At 75.1% G+C, this 17,917-nt stretch carries 14 protein-coding genes and 1 tRNA gene; 6 read left to right on the plus strand and 9 right to left on the minus strand.

Features of this window, described 5'->3' with window-relative positions:
• Window positions 1–6: 6 nt before the first annotated feature.
• On the minus strand, window positions 7–627 hold the full coding sequence (locus tag BMY40_RS12080) for a hypothetical protein (protein WP_093658505.1): 621 nt from the start codon (window positions 625–627) through the stop codon (window positions 7–9).
• A 201-nt stretch (window positions 628–828) separates the two neighbouring features.
• On the opposite strand from BMY40_RS12080, the gene BMY40_RS12085 reads away from it, so the two are divergent.
• The 3 genes from BMY40_RS12085 (at window position 829) to fdh (ending at window position 6,463) form a co-directional block, all read left to right on the plus strand.
• Window positions 829–1,887, plus strand: a complete 1,059-nt coding sequence (locus BMY40_RS12085) for a 4Fe-4S dicluster domain-containing protein (RefSeq protein WP_093658507.1) — start codon at window positions 829–831, stop codon at window positions 1,885–1,887.
• A gap of 107 nt (window positions 1,888–1,994) precedes the next feature.
• Entirely contained in the window at window positions 1,995–3,035 is a 1,041-nt protein-coding gene (nrfD, locus tag BMY40_RS12090) for an NrfD/PsrC family molybdoenzyme membrane anchor subunit (RefSeq protein WP_093658636.1), read from the plus strand.
• A gap of 143 nt (window positions 3,036–3,178) precedes the next feature.
• On the plus strand, window positions 3,179–6,463 hold the full coding sequence (gene fdh / locus BMY40_RS12100; RefSeq protein WP_245770029.1) for a formate dehydrogenase: 3,285 nt from the start codon (window positions 3,179–3,181) through the stop codon (window positions 6,461–6,463).
• Window positions 6,464–6,541: 78 nt separating this feature from the next.
• Here the strand turns inward: fdh and selD are convergent, their stop codons facing one another.
• Window positions 6,542–7,597: a selenide, water dikinase SelD gene (gene selD, locus BMY40_RS12105; RefSeq protein ID WP_093658513.1), complete on the minus strand. Its 1,056-nt coding sequence runs from the start codon at window positions 7,595–7,597 to the stop codon at window positions 6,542–6,544.
• Window positions 7,598–7,744: 147 nt separating this feature from the next.
• Here selD and BMY40_RS12110 point away from each other — a divergent pair.
• Window positions 7,745–7,837: transfer RNA gene (locus BMY40_RS12110), tRNA-Sec, on the plus strand.
• A gap of 34 nt (window positions 7,838–7,871) precedes the next feature.
• On the opposite strand, the gene BMY40_RS12115 is transcribed toward BMY40_RS12110, so the two are convergent.
• The 5 genes from BMY40_RS12115 to selA all read right to left on the minus strand — a co-directional run bounded on the left by BMY40_RS12115 (window position 7,872) and on the right by selA (window position 12,869).
• Window positions 7,872–8,237, minus strand: coding sequence for a DUF6939 family protein (locus tag BMY40_RS12115; protein WP_218158270.1), 366 nt, complete (start codon window positions 8,235–8,237; stop codon window positions 7,872–7,874).
• Between the two features lie 213 nt (window positions 8,238–8,450).
• Window positions 8,451–9,005, minus strand: coding sequence for a DoxX family protein (locus BMY40_RS12120; RefSeq protein ID WP_093658638.1), 555 nt, complete (start codon window positions 9,003–9,005; stop codon window positions 8,451–8,453).
• Window positions 9,006–9,111: 106 nt separating this feature from the next.
• Window positions 9,112–9,543, minus strand: a complete 432-nt coding sequence (locus BMY40_RS12125; protein ID WP_093658515.1) for a hypothetical protein — start codon at window positions 9,541–9,543, stop codon at window positions 9,112–9,114.
• Between the two features lie 120 nt (window positions 9,544–9,663).
• A complete protein-coding gene (gene selB / locus BMY40_RS12130; RefSeq protein ID WP_093658640.1) occupies window positions 9,664–11,469 on the minus strand; it encodes a selenocysteine-specific translation elongation factor in 1,806 nt (601 codons plus the stop codon).
• An 8-nt stretch (window positions 11,470–11,477) separates the two neighbouring features.
• Complete coding sequence (gene selA, locus BMY40_RS12135) at window positions 11,478–12,869, minus strand: L-seryl-tRNA(Sec) selenium transferase (RefSeq protein WP_093658517.1); 1,392 nt, start codon at window positions 12,867–12,869, stop codon at window positions 11,478–11,480.
• Window positions 12,870–13,203: 334 nt separating this feature from the next.
• On the opposite strand from selA, the gene BMY40_RS12140 reads away from it, so the two are divergent.
• Window positions 13,204–14,025 (plus strand): PhzF family phenazine biosynthesis protein, encoded by an 822-nt coding sequence (locus BMY40_RS12140; RefSeq protein WP_093658519.1) that lies wholly within the window; start codon window positions 13,204–13,206, stop codon window positions 14,023–14,025.
• Window positions 14,026–14,076: 51 nt separating this feature from the next.
• Here BMY40_RS12140 and BMY40_RS12145 read toward each other — a convergent pair whose 3' ends face one another.
• Window positions 14,077–14,928 (minus strand): CPBP family intramembrane glutamic endopeptidase, encoded by an 852-nt coding sequence (locus tag BMY40_RS12145; protein WP_093658521.1) that lies wholly within the window; start codon window positions 14,926–14,928, stop codon window positions 14,077–14,079.
• Between the two features lie 172 nt (window positions 14,929–15,100).
• Complete coding sequence (locus BMY40_RS12150; RefSeq protein WP_093658523.1) at window positions 15,101–16,597, minus strand: glutamate-cysteine ligase family protein; 1,497 nt, start codon at window positions 16,595–16,597, stop codon at window positions 15,101–15,103.
• Between the two features lie 528 nt (window positions 16,598–17,125).
• Here BMY40_RS12150 and BMY40_RS12155 point away from each other — a divergent pair.
• Window positions 17,126–17,716, plus strand: a complete 591-nt coding sequence (locus tag BMY40_RS12155) for a hypothetical protein (protein WP_093658525.1) — start codon at window positions 17,126–17,128, stop codon at window positions 17,714–17,716.
• Window positions 17,717–17,917: the final 201 nt, after the last annotated feature.

Genomic DNA, 17,917 nt, shown 5'->3' on the forward strand with positions numbered 1-17,917 from the left:
GGAGTGTCAGCGGCTGCGTCCCTGACAGATCCGCAGGGGGCGCACCCCGGCGATCCGCGCAGCCGCTCCCACGGGATCGGAGGCGGAGGCACAGGCGGGTGCACAGGCGGAGGCCGCGGAGACAGGGGCGGGGCCGGGGACGGCACCCGCGCGGCGCAGCACCTCCACCGCCCGGCAGCATGGATCGGCCAGCAGCGCGTCCAGCAGGTCCGTGCCCTCCACCCGTACGCCGCCCCGCGCCCGCGCCCGCCGGAGCGCGCCCTCCAGGGCCGCCGCCGCGGCCGGGGAGCAGCCGGGGGCACCGCCCGGGGCGGCGGCCGGCTCGGCCCCGGCCTCACCCGCCGCGCCCTCCACCGCCCGCTGCCAGCGCAGCCCGTAGCCGATGCTGCGCTGCGCCAGATAGCCGAGGACCCGCGTCAGGCGCGCCGTACCGCCCAGGGCCTCGCGTACGGCCTGGTCCGACTCGACCAGGCCGTGCAGCAGATGGGCGGTGTCGACATGCCGGTCTCCGGCCCGCCCGGCACGGCGGCGCGCGCTCGACAGCGCCGCCGCCGGCCCCGGGCCGAGCGCGGCGCAGACCTCCGGTCTCCGGCCGGCCGGGGCCGGGCGGGACGTATGACTGTGCACGCTCCCCACCCCATCACCCCGCCGGCGCCCGGGCATCCGCGCCGAGGCCCATTCGCGCGTCCCCCCGGGGTCGGGGTGCCCGGCCCGCGGCCTCCTTCTCCGGGCGGAGGAACGGACGGTCCCGTTTCGCCCGGCCGTCTTCCGGGGACCCGTGGACAGCACAGCCGCCGACGGGTGCACCGGAAGGGAGACAGCGGCCCCATGACCGACACCGCCGCACAGACCGGGGACACCGGGCCGTCCACCACGGGGGGCCTGCTCCACGGCGCGCAGCCGGACGTGGCGGGTGCCGCGGGCCACCGCGACCACCCGCAGCGTGTGGGCTTCTTCACCGACACCTCGATCTGCATCGGATGCAAGGCGTGCGAGGTGGCGTGCAAGGAGTGGAACGCCGTGCCCGAGGACGGCCTGGAGCTGACCGGCATGTCCTACGACAACTCCCAGGGGCTGAGCGCCTCCACCTGGAGGCATGTGGCCTTCATCGAGCAGCGCAAACCACTGGGGAGCCAGGAGCCCGGTGTGGCGCACGGCCCCGTGGGCGGTGCCGGCGGCACGGAGGGCATGGGCGACTTCGACGTCTTCGCCGCCGCGGGGCGCCTGGGCGCCACGGTCCCCGATCCGGGCGCCCCGGCGGGGGCCGAGCCGGGCGCCCCCGCCGGCGAGATCTCCCCGCTCGCACCCGACGGGCGCGCCGAACTGCGCTGGCTGATGGCCTCGGACGTGTGCAAGCACTGCACCCACGCGGCCTGCCTGGACGTGTGCCCCACGGGCTCGCTGTTCCGCACCGAGTTCGGCACCGTCGTCGTCCAGGAGGACATCTGCAACGGCTGCGGCTACTGCGTCCCGGCCTGCCCCTACGGGGTGATCGACCAGCGCGAGGGCGACGGCCGCGCCTGGAAGTGCACCCTGTGCTACGACCGGCTGGGCGCGGGGATGGAGCCGGCCTGCGCCAAGGCGTGCCCCACCGACTCCATCCAGTTCGGCCCGCTGGACGAGCTGCGGGAGCGGGCCGCCGCCCGGGTCGCGCAACTGCACGCCGCCGGCGTGCCCGACGCCCGGCTGTACGGCGAGGACCCCGACGACGGCGTCGGCGGCGACGGCGCCTTCTTCCTGCTGCTGGACGAACCGGAGACCTACGGCCTGCCGCCCGACCCGGTGGTGACCACCCGTGACCTGCCGTCGATGTGGCGGCACGCGGCGGTGGCGGCGGCGGCGATGGCCGCCGGGGTGGCCGCCTGCTTCGCGGGGAGGCGCCGGTGAGCGCCCCGGAGCCGAATGTGCCGGAGGCCGGGGCCGGCGGACCGAACGCCCCCGAGGGCCCCGGAGGCGCGGAGACCGACGGCGAGCGCCCCGGCCGGACGGCCGCGATCGGCCAGGGCGGCGGCCGGCACCGCCGCAGGCGCGGGCGCGGGGAGCGGCCGGTCGTGCCCGAGGCCGAGTTCACCTCGTACTACGGCCTGCCGATCCTCAACCGGCCGACCTGGAAGACCCTCGACATCGCGGGCTACCTCTTCCTGGGCGGGCTGGCCGGGGGCTCCTCGCTGCTGGCCGCCGGGGCGCACGCCACCGGGCGCCGCGCCCTGGCCAGGTCGGCGAAGATCGGGGCGCTGGGGGCCATCTCCGCCTCCACGGTGGCGCTGATCCACGATCTGGGCCGTCCCGGGCGCTTCTACAACATGCTGCGGGTCGCCAAGCCCACCTCGCCCATGAGCATGGGTTCCTGGCTCCTGGCCGCCTACGGCCCGCTCGCCGGGGTGTCCGCCGTCACCGAGGTGACCGGCCTCTTCCGGCGCTCCGGTGCCGCGGCCACCGCCGGCGCGGCGGTGCTGGGCCCGGCCGTCGCCTCCTACACGGCCGTGCTGATCGCCGACACGGCCGTGCCGTCGTGGCACGAGGGCTACCGCGAACTGCCGTTCGCCTTCACCGGTTCGGGGGTCGCCGCGGCGGCCGGGCTGGGCATGCTCGCCGCTCCCGTGGAGCAGGCCGGCCCGGCTCGCCGCGCCGCCGTCTTCGGGGCCGCGCTCGAACTGGGCGCCACCGCCGTGATGACCCGCCGTATGGGCCTGGCCGCCGAGCCGCTGGAGCGGGGCAGGCCCGGCGCCCTGATGCGCGTCTCGAAGGCCCTCACCGCGGCCGGTGCGGCCGCCGGGCTGCTGGCCGGGCGGCGCAGCCGGACGGCCGCGGCCCTCTCGGGCGCGGCCCTGCTGGCCGGTTCGGCGGCCCTGCGGTTCGGCGTCTTCACGGCGGGCGTGGCCTCCGCGGAGGATCCCAAGTACACGGTCCTGCCCCAGCGCGAACGGCTGCGGGCCCGGTCCCGGGAGCGCCGCCGCGAGACTTCCGGCGGCGGATCGGGCGGTACCGGCGGAACGGACGGCGGGGGCGGCGAGGACGGTGGACCGGTGGTGTGAACGCCGGTTCGGCCGGTTTGGCGGGCGCGGCCCCGGGTACCCCGGAAAACCGGTGACAGGGTGGTCCGTGCCGCCCCCGGCGGGGGGCGGCACGGGCGGTCGCTCCCAGGACCAGTGGCACGAGTTCAGCGAGGACGGCAGTCGTGGGCATCCGAACCTGGATCAACTCCTGGCCGGTCTACCGGCAGCTCACCGGTGACGATCCGCTGGGCCGCGGTGCCGCGGCCCGGAGCGAGTACACCGCGAACCTGACACCGCGGGTGGAGACCGCCGACAGGGTGGTGAAGTCCGTCTGCCCCTACTGCGCGGTCGGCTGCGGTCAGAACGTCTACGTCGAGGGCGGGAAGGTCACCCAGATCGAGGGCGACCCCGACTCACCGGTCTCGCGGGGACGCCTGTGCCCCAAGGGCGCGGCCAGCCTCCAGCTGACCACCGGCTCCGCCCGCGCCCAGCACGTCCTGTACCGGCGCCCGCACGGCACCGAGTGGGAGCGGCTGGACCTGGACACGGCGATGGACATGATCGCCGACCGGGTGATCGAGTCGCGCCGGTCGGGCTGGGAGGAGGAGCACGGCGGCAGGCGGGTGCGGCGCACGATGGGCTTCGCGAGCCTGGGCGGCGCCACGCTCGACAACGAGGAGAACTACCTGATCAAGAAGCTGTTCACGGCGCTGGGCGCCGTGCAGATCGAGAACCAGGCACGCATTTGACACTCCTCCACGGTCCCCAGTCTGGGGACCTCGTTCGGCCGCGGCGGCGCGACCACCTTCCAGCAGGACCTGCAGAACTCGGACTGCATCGTCATCCAGGGCTCGAACATGGCCGAGTGCCACCCGGTCGGGTTCCAGTGGGTGATGGAGGCCAAGGCCCGGGGCGCGAAGGTGATCCACGTCGATCCGCGGTTCACCCGCACCAGCGCGCTGGCCGACGTGCACGTGCCGCTGCGCGCGGGCAGTGACATCGCGTTCCTCGGCGCGATCGTCAACCACGTCCTGAGCGAGGAGAAGTACTTCCGCGACTACCTGCTGGCGTACACCAACGCGCCGGTGATCCTGCGCGAGGACTTCCGCGACACCGAGGACCTCGACGGCGTCTTCTCCGGGCTGAACGCGGAGCACCGCACGTACGACGCGAGCACCTGGCAGTACGAGGGGATGCAGGCGCAGGCGGCCTCGGGTCACCGTGAGCAGAGCTACCCGGACACCGGCGGAGAGCACGAGGCGTCCTCCGACGAGAGCGTCGACGAGCTCTCCGGGGAGGCCCGCGGCGAGTCCCACGGCTCCGGCGGCGCCGACCTGGGCAGGGGGAAGCCCCGGCGGGACGAGACGCTCAGCGACCCGCGCTGCGTCTTCCAGGTACTCAAACGGCACTTCGCCCGGTACACGCCGGAGCTGGTCGAGGAGGTCTGCGGCGTACCGCGCGACACGTTCCTGGAGGTCTGCGAGCTGATCACCGAGAACTCCGGCCGGGACCGCACCACGGCGCTCGCCTACGCCGTCGGCTGGACCCAGCACACGGTCGGCGTGCAGTACATCCGGACCGCGGCGATCCTCCAGACCCTGCTGGGCAACATCGGGCGCCCGGGCGGCGGAATCCTCGCCCTGCGCGGGCACGCCTCGATCCAGGGATCGACCGACATCCCGACGCTGTTCAACCTGCTGCCCGGCTACATCCCCATGCCGCACGCCCACACCGGCACCGACCTCGACACGTTCGTCGACGCCGAGGCGGGCAAGCGGGGCTACTGGGGCAACATGCGCGACTACCTGGTGAGCCTGCTCAAGGCGTACTGGGGAGAGGCCGCCACGGAGGAGAACGACTTCTGCTTCGACTACCTGCCGCGCCTGACCGGCTCGCACGACACCTACACCACCGTGCAGAACCAGATGGACGGGGTCTGCAAGGGCTACTTCCTGATGGGCGAGAACCCCTCGGTCGGCTCCGCCAACGGCCGGATGCAGCGCCTGGGCATGGCGAACCTGGACTGGCTGGTGGTGCGTGACCTCTCCCTGATCGAGAGCGCCACCTGGTGGAAGGACGGCCCCGAGATCGAGTCGGGCGAGTTGCGCACCGAGGACATCCGCACCGAGGTGTTCTTCCTGCCGGCGGCCTCGCACACCGAGAAGGACGGCAGCTTCACCAACACACAGCGCATGCTCCAGTGGCGCCACAAGGCGGTGGAGCCGTCCGGGGACGCGCGCAGCGACCTGTGGTTCATGTACCACCTCGGGCGGATCATCCGGAAGAAGCTGGCCGGTTCCACCGACGAGAGGGACCGTCCGGTGCTGGACCTGACCTGGGACTACCCGGTCCACGGCGACAGCGCCGAACCGGAGGCCGAGGCCGTCCTCGCCGAGATCAACGGCTTCGACGCCGAGGGCGGGCCGCTGTCCTCCTACACCCAGCTCAAGGGCGACGGCTCGACGGCGTGCGGCTGCTGGATCTACTGCGGCGTCTACGCCGACGGCGTCAACCAGGCGGCGCGCCGCAAACCGGGAGAGCAGCAGAACTGGGTGGCCCCGGAGTGGGGCTGGGCCTGGCCCGCCAACCGCCGGATCCTCTACAACCGGGCGTCGGCGGACCCCGGCGGCAGGCCGTGGAGCGAGCGCAAGGCGCTGGTGTGGTGGGACGAGGAGAAGGGGCAGTGGACCGGGCACGACGTCCCGGACTTCCCGAAGAAGCGGCGCCCGGACCACGTGCCGGCCGAAAGCGCCGAGGGTCCTGACGCCCTGTCGGGCACCGACGCCTTCGTCATGCAGGCCGACGGCAAGGCCTGGCTGTACGTGCCGACCGGCCTGCTCGACGGACCGCTGCCGGCGCACTACGAACCGCAGGAGACGCCGTTCACCAACCCGCTCTACCGCCAGCAGCGCAACCCGGTCAGGGTGCTGGGGAAGCCGCACCCGGTCAACCGGTACCAGCCCAGCGGCGCGGAGCCGGGCTCGGAGGTGTTCCCGTACGTGGCGACCACCTACCGGCTCACCGAGCACCACACCGCGGGCGGCATGTCGCGGTGGCAGCCGTACCTGTCCGAACTCCAGCCGGAGTTCTTCTGCGAGGTCTCGCCGGAACTGGCGGCCGAACGGGGACTGGAGCACATGGGCTGGGCCACGGTGGTCAGCGCCCGTGCCGCGATCGAGGCCCGGGTGATGGTGACCGACCGGATGTCGCCGATCACCGTGCAGGGCCGGACCCTGCACCAGGTCGGACTCCCCTACCACTGGGGCTCCAACGGCTACTCGCGCGGGGACTCGGCCAACGAGCTGCTCCACGTGTCGCTGGACCCGAACGTGCACATCCAGGAGACCAAGGCGCTGGCGTGCGACATCCGGCCGGGTCGGCGGCCGCGCGGGCCGGAGCTCCTGGACCTGGTGCGCGAGTACCGGGTGCGGTCGGGGATCACCGAGCACACGGGCCGGGACATGTGACGGCCCGCCACGGGCGCGGGCGGCACGTGCGCTGCGTGCCGCCCGCGCCCGGTCCGGCCGTGCTTCGGCGGCTTCCCGTCAGCGGATCACCAGCGCGTGCTCGCCGGCCGCGGTCAGCTCGCCGATCACGGGCGCACCGGGGACCTCCCCCGCCACCAGCAGACCGCCGGAGGTCTGGGCGTCGGCCAGCAGCAGCCGGGTGTGCTCGTCCGCGGAGCCGAAGTCGGTGTGCGGGGCGACCCAGTCGAGGTTGCGGCGGGTGCCGCCGCTGACGTAGCCGTCGCGGACCGCCTCCCGTGCTCCGTCCAGGTAGGGGACGGCCGATGAGTCCACCACGGCGGTCACCCCCGAGGCACGCGCCATCTTGTACAGGTGGCCCAGCAGCCCGAAACCGGTGACGTCCGTGGCGCACCGCGCTCCCGCCGCCAGGGCCGCCTCCGCGGCGTCCCGGTTGAGGGCCGCCATGGTCTCCACCGCGTGCACGAAGAACTCGCCGGTGGCCTTGTGCCGGTTGTTGAGCACGCCCAGGCCCAGCGGCTTGGTCAGCGACAGCGGCACCCCCGGCCGCCCGGTGTCGTTGCGCAGCAGCCTGTCCGGGTCGGCGATCCCGGTGACGGCCATGCCGTACTTGGGCTCGACGTCGTCGACGCTGTGACCGCCGCCGACGTGGCATCCCGCCTGCCCGGCGACCTCCAGCCCGCCTCTGAGCACCTCCCGCGCCAGCTCGAACGGCAGCTTCCCGCGCGGCCAGCCCAGCAGGTTGACCGCCACCAGGGGACGGCCGCCCATGGCGTACACGTCCGACAGCGCGTTGGCGGCGGCGATGCGCCCCCAGTGGTAGGGGTCGTCCACCACGGGGGTGAAGAAGTCGGCGGTGGCGACGACGGCGGGCCCGCCCTCCGGCCCGGGCAGGCGTACGGCGGCCGCGTCGTCGCCGGTGTCCAGCCCGACCAGCAGTTCGCCGGCGGGCTCGGCCGCGGGCCGGATCCCCGTCAGCCCGGCCACGGCGTCCTCGAGTTCGCCGGGCGGGATCTTGCAGGCGCAGCCGCCGCCGTGCGCGTACCGGGTCAGCCGTACGGGCGCGTCCGCCGCACCGCTGTCCCGGTGGCCGTCCGTCTCGTTCCGGGTGTACATCGCGGTCCCCTCTCACCGGCCCGTGCCGGGCGTCGCGGCACCGACTGCCCCGCCGCCACCGGCCGAAACGCCGGAGGAGGAGATTGACTCCCTCCGGGCCCCGGCGTTTGGATGATCCACGTCAGGGCACGAGTGCCCCGGCGGCACGGAGGCGTAAGGGTGCCTGGTGGCCCTCCCGGTCTTCAAAACCGAGGTGCCCGAGGATCTCGGGCAGGTGGGTTCGATTCCCATCCGCCTCCGCCGGCCGCCCACCGGGCCGGCGGCCCGCCGCCGCTCACCGCGTCCGTGTGCTCTCCCCCGGTTCCGGTCCAGCGGTCGGCCCCGCCTCCTCGCCCGGTGGTTCCTCCTCGCTCGGCCGGCGTCCCCCGATGTAGGAGCGCGGAAGTGCCGCGTGGGGGAGCGGGACGGCCGGAGCAGCCGGCTCCCCCGACGGACCCGTGCGGTGCCCCTGCACCGGCCCGTACCGCCGCACCGTCCGCTTCAGCCCGCGCATCGTCGCGATGCCGAGCCTCGGCAGGTCGGCGTCGGTGTCGCGGAAGACCTCGAGCGCCTGCCAGACGCCCTCCACCGACCGGCCCGTCAGGCCGTCCGCGAAGGGCGCCGGTATGCCGCCGTGCGGGAAGAAGGGGCTCAGCCGCACCCACGGCTCCTTCGCCGGGAGGTCACGTCGACGATCTCCGCCCCGGGGAACGCCCTGCCCGGCGAGCCGGGCGTACGGCGGCGGCCGCCCACATGGCTCGCCATCGGAAGGGCTTCCCTCCCGGCGGTACGGACACCGGGCATCCCCCATGCCACTGACACCGGCTCTCCGTGTCCTGTGCCGGACGCCCGCCCGGGAGCGGCTGCGGCGCCGTCAGTCCGGCAGGGCGCCGGCGCCGGGAGGCGTCGCCTGCTCCGGTCCGCTGCCGAGCGCGCCCGCCCGGCGGCGCAGGACGACGGCGGCCGCCGCGGTGCTCGCCGCGAAGGCGGCCGCCATCACCCAGGGGCGGTTGAGGCGGTGGCCCAGCGCGTGATCCAGCGAGTGGCGCCCCGGGCCGGTGACGCTCAGGCAGGTGGCGACGAACCCCAGGAAGGCCGGGTACTCGTAGCCGCCCTCGGTGACGAAGAAGCCCGCCGGGGCGTGGACCGACACCGCACCCGTCATGGTCCCCGCGACCGCCGCTCCCGCGGCCGGCGTGGCCAGGCCCAGGGCCAGCAGCACGCCGCCGCCGGCCTCGGCCAGTCCGGCGGCGAGCGCGCTGGTCCTGCCGGGAGTGAAGCCCATGTACTCCATCGCCTCCCGGGTGCCCTCCAGGCCGTGCCCGCCGAACCAGCCGAAGAGCTTCTGGGTGCCGTGCGCGAACAGGACACCGCCCGTGCCCGCTCTGAGGACGAGCAGTCCCAGGTCGCCGCGGTCGATCGGGGGCATGGGCATGAGGATCACCTCTCCGGGGTCGGATCGCCCTCCCCAGCCTCGCCCCTGCCCTGTCCTCCCACCACTTCCCGGGCCCGTTCGGGGCAGCCGCGGCCCGGGTTCACAGCACGGCCCGCCACAGGGCGAGGACGGCGGCTGCCACCGCGGCGACCACCGAGACGGCCAGGACCAGCAGCAGGAGCAGGATCACCCCCGCCAGGACGCCCGCGAGCGCACGGGTGGCACGGCTGCGCTCCGAGTGGGCCGGACGGGTGCGTTCCCCGAGCCCGGTGCGCTCCCCGCGCCGTGCGGACCGGCCGCGGTCGCCGTGCTCGTCGCACACCGCGACGGCCAGGGCCGCGAGGTAGCGCAGCCGCTCCGGGGGGAGCGGCTCGACCAGTTCCGGGCCCAGCTGCCGTTCGACCGCCACGACACGGGGGTCGCCGTCGTTGATGAGCCCGCGCGCACGCGTACCGGTTCTTCCGCCGATGGCGTCGCCCGGCCGGTGGTCGGACCGGTCGCCGGGCTGGTGGTCGGGCTGGTGGTCGGACATCGGCAAGCCCCCTCCTCGCACTGATGCTTCGCGCAGGGAGCGTAGTGGGCCGGTGCGGCCGGCGGGACGGTGCGTTCCGCTCCTCTCCCGCCGGCGCACCGGGTGCCGCCGCCCGGTGCGTCAGCCGCCCGGTGCGCCGGCCGCCCGGCCGGCCGGAGGTCCGCAGCGCCGCCGGGTGTTGTCCAGGCGGACCGTCAGACCGCGTGCGTCCAGGTGCTCCAGCAGGGGGATCACGACCCGGCGCGTGGTGTCCAGGGCGCGGCGCGCCTCGCTGGTGGTGAAGGGCTGCTCCAGCCGGGCCAGCAGTCCGGCGGCCCGGGTGTCGGCGCCCGGCAGCAGCACGATCCCGTCGCCGACCCGGAGCAGCTCGCCCGCGGCGACGGCGGCGGCGACCGCGTCGGGGGTGAGGCCGAGTTCCGCCAGCCGGTGCGCCTCCGGGGCGCGGAAGGGTGCGGTGCCCAGCTCGGCGCGCACGGCGTCCACCGCCTTGCGCACCCGGGGCGGCAACCGGGGGCTTGCGGCGCTGCCGTAGATCCGGCCGTCGCGGTACTCCAGGGGCGGCCGGGGCGCGGCGTCCACCAGGGCCCGGACGAGGGCGCGTTCGGGCAGGCCGAGGGCACGGCGGGCGGCCTCGGCGGGCAGCCCCGGGTCCATCGGCTGCCGGGCCGCGTGCTCCTCCACCGCCCGCACCAGCGCGCGCCGCAGTCCGGCCCAGTGGCCGGGGTCGGCGAGCCAGTCCCCGGCGACGGGTCCGTACGGGGGGCGCACCCCCATCGCCAGCAGTTCGGCGCCCCGTACCAGCCCCCGGCGCCGCACCTGGGCCGCGCCGTCGGGTGCGCCGGTGGCCGTCTCCAGCTCGCGGGCCCTGGCCCGCCCCGCGCCGCGCCGCTCCAGCCGGGGCGGGCGGACGTCGAGCACGGTGATCCCGGCGGGGATCCGGTGCCTTCCGGGGTCCCGCAGCAGCGCCGCGTCGCCCACCCGCAGCGGCAGCGGGCGCTCCAGGGTCAGGCGGGCGGTCTCCGTCCCCAGCGGCCGTACGGCGGCGGGGACGGCGGCGGAGCCGGCGTGCAGCACCAGGTGCCGGGGCAGTTCGGCCGCCGGGTCGCCGTGCAGCCGTACGTCCAGCAGGCCGGTGGCGAGCCAGCGGCCCGGGGTGAGCAGGGCCTCGCCGCGCCGCAGCGCGTCGGCCCCGGCGCCGTGCACGTTGACCGCGACGCGGGCGGCCGCGCCCACCTCCTCGCGGTCCTCCTTGAGGGACTGCAGTCCGCGTACACGGACCACCGCCCGGCCGTCGGAGGCGAGGGCGAGGCGGTCGCCGGTGCGGATCGTGCCCGCGGCGAGGGTGCCGGTCACCACGGTGCCGCGGCCGCGCACGGTGAAGGAGCGGTCCACCCACAGGCGTACGTCGGCGGCCCGGTCGGGCTCGGGCAGCGCGGCGGTCAGCCGGACCAGGGCGGCGCGCAGCTCGTCCAGTCCCGCGCCGGTGACGGCGCTGACGGGCACGGCCTCGACCTTGCCCAGTGAGGTCTCGGCGATCCTGGCGAGCGCGTCGTCGCGGACCGGGCCGGGGTCGGCGAGATCGGCGCGGGTGACGGCGAGTACGCCGTGCCGCACCCGCAGCGCGTCCAGGACGGCGAGGTGCTCCTCGGACTGCGGCTGCCAGCCCTGGTCGGCGGCGACGGCGATCAGGACGGCGGGCACCGGCCCGACTCCGGCCAGCATGTTGCCGACCAGTTTCTCGTGGCCGGGCACGTCGACGAAGGCGACCTGTCCGGCGCCGGGCAGGGAGGTCCACACGAAGCCCAGGTCGAGGGTGAGGCCGCGGCGGCGCTCCTCCTCCCAGCGGTCGGGCTCCATGCCGGTCAGCGCGCGTACGAGGGTCGACTTGCCGTGGTCGACGTGGCCGGCGGTGGCGATGACGTGCACGTCCCCGCTCACCCCTCTCCCCGGCCGTTCGCGGCGGTCTTGGCCGCCCGCCGTACGGCCTCCGCCACATCCGCGTCCCGCTCCGGCGGGACGGTGCGCAGGTCGACCAGGCAGCGCCCGCCCTCCACCCGCCCCAGGACGGCGGGCTCGCCCAGCCGCAGGGGCCCGGCGTACTCCTCGGGCAGCGCCACCGCCGCGCTGGGCAGGGTGACGCCGGGCGCCCCTCCCCCGCCGACGGCGGCCTCGCTGTCCACGGCTCGGGCGTCGACGTCCGCGCCGCGCAGTTCGGCGGCGAGGCGGTCGGCGCGTGCCCGCAGGTCCCCGGGGTCGGCGTGGAGCATGGTGCGGACGGGGGTGGCGGGGCCTCGCACCGTGGCCTCCAGCGCCGCCAGCGTCAGCTTGTCCACCCGCAGCGCGCGGGCCAGCGGGTGGCGGGCCAGGCGCCGCACCAGGCCGGCCCGGCCCAGGAGCAGGCCGCACTGCGGGCCGCCGAGCAGTTTGTCGCCGCTGGCGGTGACCAGGGACGCGCCCGCGCGCAGCCAGCCGGAGGCGTCCGGCTCGTCCGGAAGCACCGGTTCGGGGCGCAGCAGCCCGGAGCCGATGTCGGCGACGACGGGGACGCCGGGAGGGCAGAGCCGGGCCAGTTCGGCGACGGAGGCCGATCGGGTGAATCCGGTGATGCGGAAGTTGGAGGGGTGCACCTTCAGCACGAAACCGGTGTCGGGGCCGATCGCCGCCGCGTAGTCCTCGGCGCGGGTGCGGTTGGTGGTGCCGACCTCGCGCAGCCGGGCGCCGGTGGACACCAGCAGGTCGGGCAGGCGGAAGCCGTCGCCGATCTCGACCATCTCGCCCCGGCTGACGACGATCTCCTTCCCCGCCGCGAGCGCGGTCGCGGCCAGGACGAGGGCGGCGGCGCCGTTGTTGACCACGTGGGCGGCCTCGGCGTGCGGCACCGCCTCGCGCAGGGCGTCCAGGGCGGAGGCGCCGCGCCGGGAGCGGGCGCCGGTGGCCAGGTCGAGTTCCACGTCGGTGGGGCCGCAGGCGGCGTCCACCGCCTCCCTGGCGGCCGGCGACAGCGGGGCCCGGCCCAGGTTGGTGTGGAGCAGCACGCCGGTGGCGTTGACCACCGGGCGCAGTCCCCCGGCCGTCGGAGGCAGCGATCCGGCCGCGGCGTCGGCGACGGACTCCGGGGGGATCTCACCGCTCCGGGCTCGCTCCAGGGCCCGGACGACCGCGGACTTCACCAGGGCGCGCCCCAGGCGCCGGGCGGCCTCGGTCAACCGGGGGTCGGAAAGCACCACGTCCGTACGGGGGATCCGGCGCAGCACGTCGGCCGGGGGAGCCTTCCCGGTGCGCGTGTCCGCGGCCTGTGCGTCCGCCGTCGCGGTGTCGCGGTCCATGCGGTGGCCTCCTGGTGGGACGCGGTACGGGTACGGGTCCGGCCGGCCGCCGTCCGTCCGGCGCCGTCCGTCCGTACGCGCGGCGCGGCTGCGGGCGGACGGCGGCGGTCTCCGGCGTGGCGCGGGGCGTCGGCCAGGATAGGCGCGCGGCCGCCCGGCACCGTGGTGCCGCACCGCCGCGCGCCGCGTCCTGGCGCGTGCCCGCCCCTCGCCCGGTCAGTCCTCGCAGCCGTCTCCGGAGGTCTCCCGGACCGCCCGGCAACCGGGTACCGGCGGACCACCCGACCGCCGTCGGCCGTGGCCGGTGCCGTCCGGGCCTTCTAGGCTGCCGATCATGAGGATTCGTATCGTCGACGCCTTCACCGGCCGGCCCTTCGCGGGCAACCCCGCCGCCGTCGTGCTCCTGGACTCCGGGCCGTTCCCCGGTGACGACCGGCTCCAGCGGCTCGCCGCCGAGGTCAATCTCTCCGAGACCGCCTACGCCCGCCCACTGCCCGAGAGCCCCGAGGCCGACTGGGCACTGCGCTGGTTCACCCCCGTCACCGAGGTCAACCTCTGCGGCCACGCCACGCTCGCCACCGCCCATGTGCTGCGCTCCACCGGCGCGGCGGCCGGCACCGTCCGGTTCGCCACCCGCAGCGGCATCCTCACCGCCGAGGCGTCCGCCGACGGCTCGATCACCCTGGACTTCCCCACCGCTCCGCTCACCGAGATCCCCGTGGGCGAGGACGTCCGCGCGGCCCTGGGCGCCGATGTGCTCTCCGCCCACGACACCGGGCCCAACGTCGGCGACCTGCTGGTCGAGGTGGCCGACGAGAAGACCGTGCGCACCCTGGCCCCCGACCTGGCCGCCGTGGCGCGGCTGAGCCACCGGGGCGTCATCGTCACCGCGCGGGCCTCGGACGAGGGCGGGGCGTACGACTACGTGTCGCGCTTCTTCGGCCCGGCCGTCGGCGTCGACGAGGATCCGGTCACCGGCAGCGCCCACACCGCGCTCGCGCCCCTGTGGTCGGGCCGGCTGGGACGCGACCGCCTCACCGGTCTCCAGGCGTCGGCCCGCACCGGCCTGGTGCGCACCACCCTGCGCGGCGACCGCACCCTGCTGACGGGGGAGGCCGTGACCGTCATCGACGGGGAGCTGCTCGCCGGGCCGTGAGCCGGCGCGCTCGTCGCCGTACCACCGGACGGGGCGGGCCGTGGGCGGCCGTCAGCCCGTGGGCAGCCAGTCCACCCGGCCCGCCAGCAGCGCGTACCCGACGAACGCCACGATGTCGATCAGGGCGTGCGCGGCGACCAGCGGGCCGACCCGCCCCCACCGCCGGTACAGCCACACGAAGATCACCCCCATCACCACGTTGCCGACGAACCCGCCGATCCCCTGGTAGAGGTGGTACGACCCGCGCAGCAGCGAGCTGGCCGCCAGCGCCGCCACCGGGCTCCAGCCCAACTGGCCGAGCCTGCGCAGCAGGTAGCCGACGACGATGACCTCCTCCACCACGGAGTTCTGGATCGCCGAGGCGATCAGCACCGGGATCTTCCACCACACGTCCGGCAGCGATTCGGGCACCACCGTGAGGTTGAAACCGCTCGCCCGCGCTCCCAGGTAGAGCAGCAGACCGCTGCCCCCGATCCCGGCCGCGACCACCGCGCCCCGGCCCAGGTCGGACCAGGGGCGGCGCAGGTCGAAGCCGATCCTGCCCAGCCCCGGCCCGCTTCCGGCGCCGCTTCCCGGCTTCTCCGGCCCCTCGCGCGTCAGGAGGTGGGCGACGAGCAGGACCGGTACCAGGGCGGTGGCGATGCCGAACAGCTGCCAGGCCAGGTCCAGCCAGGGCCGGTCGGGGGCGTACGAGCCGTTGAGCCGGGCCGCCTGGTCCTTCAGGCCGCCGGGCCGGGTCAGCGACCCGATGAAGCTGATGAGCGCCGACAGGGCGCTCGCGCCGAGCGACAGCGCCAGCACGAGCAGCGTCTCGCGGCCCAGCACCCGCCTGCCCGGCGTACCGTCTCCGCCTCCCGGTTCCGGTCCCCGTCCGCGCCCCGGTCCGTGTTCCTCGTCGCGCACGCCCGCTCGCACTCCGCCTCCCGCTGTGCCGTTCGTCCGTCCCCGGACATGGAACGACACAGCTTGCCCCACCGCTCCCGTCCTCCGGCGGCGGGCCCGGCGAAGGGCGGGAGAGGCGGGGCTCGGGGGCGTGGGGCGCGGCGGCCCGGAAGCGCTTCCGGGCCGCCGCGGCCTACGGGCCGGCCGGCCAGCCGTGCACCGGCTCCCCGGTTCGCACCAGCTCGCAGTAGCGCCGCACCGTCGCCGCCAGCGCCTTCTCCCGGTCCAGTCCGCCCTCCAGGGCCCGGTGGTAGGCGTCGGCCTGCCAGGACGCCCCGTTGACCCGGCGGCGGCAGCGCTCCTCGACGACCGACAGATAGCGGTCCCGGTCACCGGGCTCGATGCCCCAGACGTCCAGGCCCCGGGCGGCCATCGGCAGCAGCTCCTCCAGCACCAGCCGGTCCACCGGCACGGCCGACAGCTCCCCGCCGCGGCCGGGGCGGGGCCACCACAGCCGGGCGTCCATGCCGTGGCGGCAGGCGGCGTCGAAGTTCTCGGCGGCGGCGGAGAACGGCATCCGGTTCCACACCGGGCGCGGGTCGTCGGCCAGTGCGCGCACCAGGCCGTAGTAGAGGGCGGTGTTGGCCAGTACGTCGGTGACGGTGGGGCCGGCGGGCAGCACCCGGTTCTCCACGCGCAGGTGCGGCACCCCGTCGGCGACGCCGTACACGGGCCGGTTCCAGCGGTAGACGGTGCCGTTGAGCAGTGTCATCTCGGCCAGCGAGGGGGTGCCTCCGGCGTCCAGCACCTCCAGCGGTTCCTCGTCCTCGCAGATGGGCAGCAGCGGCGGGAAGTAGCGGCTGTTCTCCTCGAACAGCTCGTAGGCCGAGGAGATCCACCGCTCGCCGAACCAGGTCCGCGGCCGCACCCCCTGGGCGATCAGCTCCGGCTGCCTGGTGTCGGTGGCCTGGAGGAAGAGCGGGGGGCGGGACTCCCGCCACAGCTCGCGGCCGAAGAGGAAGGGCGAGTTGGCGCCCACGGCGACCTGCACGGCCGAGACGGCCTGGGCGGCGTTCCACACGTCGGCGAAGCGGCCGGGGGTGACCTGCAGATGGAGCTGCACGGAGGTGCAGGCGGCCTCCGGGGCGATGGAGGACGAGGCGTACCTCAGGTGTTCCACGCCCTCGATGTCCAGGACGACCTCCTCGCCCCGGGTGGCCATGATCTGGTCGTTCAGCAGGGTGTAGCGGTCCGCGGCGGTGAGGTTCGCCGATACCAGGTCGTCTCCCGTGAGCGTCGGCAGAATGCCGATCATCACAATGCGCGCGTCGACCTCGGCGGCTTTGCGGTCGGCATAGGCCAGACCGGTGCGCAGCTCCTCGGCGAGCTGGTCCAGCACCCGTCCGGACAGCCGGTGCGGAAGGATGTTCACCTCGAGATTGAACTGCCCCAATTCCGTCTGGAAATCCCGGCTCGCAATGCGTTCCAGTACCTGCGTGTTCATCATCCGGGGCATCCCCTCGGCGTCCGCGAGGTTCAGCTCGATCTCCAGTCCCATGAGATCGCGGGGGCGGTCGAAGCGCTGCTCGTCCAGCAGCCGCCGCAGCCCCTGGAGGCACCGCTGGAGCTTGTCCCGGTACCGCTGGCGGTCGGACAGGGCGAACCCGCTGGCCTCGACCTTCTCGCCCATCGATGCGTCCCTCCTCGAGTGAGCCGTGACCGGATGATGCCCCGCGGATGCGAGAGATAACGCCCCGTGCGACAGTGAGGGTCCGGTAAGCTGGACCCAGGCTTTCACGGGGCACATTCCCGTGTCATACCTCGGGGATACGTCGCCGCCGCCGGTTCGCCGGCATCCGCCTGTTGACATCGGCCCCTGCTGACCCCGCCCGCAGGGAATAGCGAAAAGATACGGACGACCGCATAGTCAGCCGCTTTCCAGGTCAGCGGCCGGCCATCCGAGGAATCGCAGATGAAACGCCGCCGAGAAATGTCCGGATGACCTCTTGCCGGTAACATGCGGGACAGCTAGCCGAAACACCGGCTGAACAACCTTCGTATAAACTCCACGAAAGCGGCTGAGACGCGACCCGATGACGGGCGCGCATCCGCCGTCTCCCTCATTTCCGGCCTTCTTCGCGGCCCTTCCGTACGCCGACAGCGCCGTCCGCGCCAGCAGCTGAGCACCACCGTGTCTCCGATTGAGAGGCGACCCACCATGCCCCTGCGTGTCCAACCGGCCCCGGCACCCGCTCTGCGCAGTGTGCACGCGGCCCTCGGTTCTCCCGCCGGCCTCCGAGGCGACGCCACCCCTCCCGGTCTCCGGGCCCGGGCGGGCTCGGTGCGCCCGGACCTCTCCCTGCCGCTCCACGTGCTGGACGGGATCACCGCATCCGCCGGGCCGCCCCGCACCAGGCTGACCGGCTGGCGCTTCCTGCTGCGGGACGTACACGGCGTGGCGGGCGCAGCCGACGCGATGCTCACGGCGGACGGCTGGACGTTCTCCCACTTCTGCGAGGGGCCGTTCGTCGCCTCCGCCGAGACCGCCCTGCGCCGCGCGGAGACGCTGCCGGTGGCGTACCAGCCCCGTCTGCTGTCGGTGCCGGAGCTGTACATGCTGACGTTGTGGCTGCACGCCGACACGGAGGCCGACGCCGCCGACGGCTCGCCCGCCCCGGCCGATCTGCTGGTGCCGCTCGCCCCGGCCCCGCCCGGGATCGCGGCGCACCGGCCGCACCGCGTCGACGGCCTGCTGCCGCTGCTGACCCGGCGGCTGGTGCCCCCGCCCCTGCTGGGCACGCCCGTCTGATCCGCGACGGCGCGGCCCGGCGACGGGCGTAAGCGACGGTGGTGCCCCGAGACCGTCCGGTCTCGGGGCACCACCGTCGCTTACGCCCTCTCGAATGACTGGCCGCCCATGACTCCGACATCACCCGAACGGATGATTCTGGGCCGGGCAACCGCCTCCCGGGAGAGCGCGTCATCAGAACCTGAGGAGAGCCGCGGCGAA

The sequence above is a fragment of the Streptomyces radiopugnans genome (genome assembly GCF_900110735.1).
Classification (GTDB): domain Bacteria; phylum Actinomycetota; class Actinomycetes; order Streptomycetales; family Streptomycetaceae; genus Streptomyces; species Streptomyces radiopugnans.

Bases quoted from the DNA above. Each gene is read 5' to 3' on its own strand.
- BMY40_RS12125 (WP_093658515.1), bottom strand. From the start codon at position 9,543: ATGTCCGACCACCAGCCCGACCACCAGCCCGGCGACCGGTCCGACCAC.
- BMY40_RS12140 (WP_093658519.1), top strand. From the start codon at position 13,204: ATGAGGATTCGTATCGTCGACGCCTTCACCGGCCGGCCCTTCGCGGGC.
- BMY40_RS12155 (WP_093658525.1), top strand. From the start codon at position 17,126: ATGCCCCTGCGTGTCCAACCGGCCCCGGCACCCGCTCTGCGCAGTGTG.
- BMY40_RS12085 (WP_093658507.1), top strand. From the start codon at position 829: ATGACCGACACCGCCGCACAGACCGGGGACACCGGGCCGTCCACCACG.
- BMY40_RS12150 (WP_093658523.1), bottom strand. From the start codon at position 16,597: ATGGGCGAGAAGGTCGAGGCCAGCGGGTTCGCCCTGTCCGACCGCCAG.
- selA (WP_093658517.1), bottom strand. From the start codon at position 12,869: ATGGACCGCGACACCGCGACGGCGGACGCACAGGCCGCGGACACGCGC.
- BMY40_RS12120 (WP_093658638.1), bottom strand. From the start codon at position 9,005: ATGCCCCCGATCGACCGCGGCGACCTGGGACTGCTCGTCCTCAGAGCG.
- selD (WP_093658513.1), bottom strand. From the start codon at position 7,597: ATGTACACCCGGAACGAGACGGACGGCCACCGGGACAGCGGTGCGGCG.